We start from the raw sequence: 1,779 nt of genomic DNA, 5'->3' as shown, positions 1-1,779 counted from the left end.
CCCGACCCAGGACCCCCCCCCCCTGTGGTGTCATGTGGAAACCCTTCCCCGGGGGGCCGACACCCCCACTCGCTTTTCTCTTCCGGAACACGTCCCTTTCCCCCCCGCTGCCCCCGGAACCCACCCCGGCCCCCGGAACCCACCCCGGACCCCGCCGGGACAGGCTCCCGCGAGGACGGGCGTACGCCTACCCGTCCCCGGGTCCGGCGGCCTGCCGCTCCAGCGCGGTGAGCGCCGCCGCCGGGTCGGGACCGGCCGGACCTGCCGGGACCCAGCGGCCGTCCTCCTTGCGGTACGGCCACCAGCGGCCCTCCCGGCCCAGCCGCAACTGCCCCTGCCCGCCGGGCAGGGTCCAGCGCGCCCGGACCCGGCGCACTCCGGCCGGCGCCTCCGCGCCGGCCAGCGCCGCCGCCCGGGCCAGGGCGCGCCGGTCCGGGGTCCAGTCCTCCTCCAGCGCGGCCAGCGCGGGGGCGCCGCCCCAGCCCCAGGCCCGTACCGCGAGGTCCAGGGCGGCCCGGTCACGGCCCGAAGCCCGGGCCAGGCGGGCCCGTACCCGTACGTCCTCGGTCTGCGCGGCCAGCCGGACCGCGTCCTCCGCGAGCGACAAGGGAACCGGGAGCACCGGTCGGCGTCCGCTGCCCGGACCACCGCCCGCCCTGACGGCGCCGCTGCCGGAGCCGGCAACGGAGCCCGTACCTGACCCCGTACCGGACCCCGTACCGGCGGCGGCCGCGCGCGCCTCCGCCAGCAGCCGGTACGCCTCCCCGGCCGCGGCCTGCGCCAGCAGCTCCACGGCGTCCACGTCCAGCAGTTCCGGGTCCGGCTCGGTGCCGGTGTCCAGGGCCGGCGGCTGCCCGGGACCGTCCGGAAGCTCAGGGAGCGCCGGCAGCGGCGCCACGACCCGCCCGGCCGCGAACACCGCCGCGGCCGCGACCCCCTCCTCCGCCGGCTCTGCCGCCGGTCCGCCGGCGGGCCCGGCGGCGCTGCGCTCCGCGAGCTCCTCCAGCACCTGCCGCTCCGCCCGGCCGCGCAACAGCAGCAGCACGAACGGGTCCTGGTCCAGCAGCCGCGCCACCTGGTAGCAGAGCGCCGCGGTGTGTGCGCAGTGGTCCCACTCCCCGCAGTCGCAGCGCGGGTCGAGGTCGCCGACCCCGGGCAGCAGGTCCACCCCGGCAGCGGCCGCGTCCTCCACCAGCTCCGGTGGCATGTCCCGGTCGAGGAGGGCAGCGATGTGCCCCGATTCCGCGGCGGCCACGTCCAGGACCCGCTCCCAGTCCGCCCCGCCGAACTCCTGCACCAGCACGTCCGTCCGGTGCGCGGTGCCGTCCGGGTCCCGGACCACCGCCGTCAGCCGCCCCGGCCGCACCGACACCGCGCCGACCGCGCCCGAACGCGCGTACCGGCGGCCCTGCTTGAGCTGCTCCCCGTCCAGCACGCTGTCCTCCAGGGCGCGCAGCCAGGCGTGGCCCCACGGGGTGCGGGCGAAGCCCCGCCCGGATGTCGGCGGCAGGGCCGGGAAGATCTTCTCGTGGTCGGTCCCGGTCATCGGGCGGTCCCTCCGTCCCTTTCGGCGTCCGCGGCCGGCCGCAGCGCGACGAGCTCCGCCAGCTCGGCGTCGGTCAGTTCGGTCAGCGCGCCCTCACCGCCCGTCAGCACGGAGTCGGCCAGTGCCCGTTTGCGTTCCAGCAGTTCCGCGATGCGGTCTTCGACGGTGCCTTCGGCGATGATGCGGTGGACCTGGACGGGCTGGGTCTGGCCGATGCGGTAGGCGCGGTCGGT

1 protein-coding gene and 1 pseudogene are annotated in these 1,779 nt (G+C 78.0%); both read right to left on the bottom strand.

From position 1 onward, the window contains the following. Positions 1-187 precede the first annotated feature (187 nt). On the bottom strand, positions 188-1,546 hold the full coding sequence (locus AC067U_RS36660; protein ID WP_478834194.1) for an SWIM zinc finger family protein: 1,359 nt from the start codon (positions 1,544-1,546) through the stop codon (positions 188-190). After that, positions 1,543-1,779: pseudogene (locus AC067U_RS36655) on the bottom strand (hypothetical protein); the annotation flags it as partial. The gene AC067U_RS36660 and the pseudogene AC067U_RS36655, both read right to left, overlap by 4 nt.

The sequence above is a fragment of the Streptomyces sp. NPDC043853 genome (assembly GCF_056436025.1).
The sequence above is the reverse complement of the archived record's forward strand: the minus strand, read 5'-3'. Positions and strand labels throughout refer to the sequence as shown.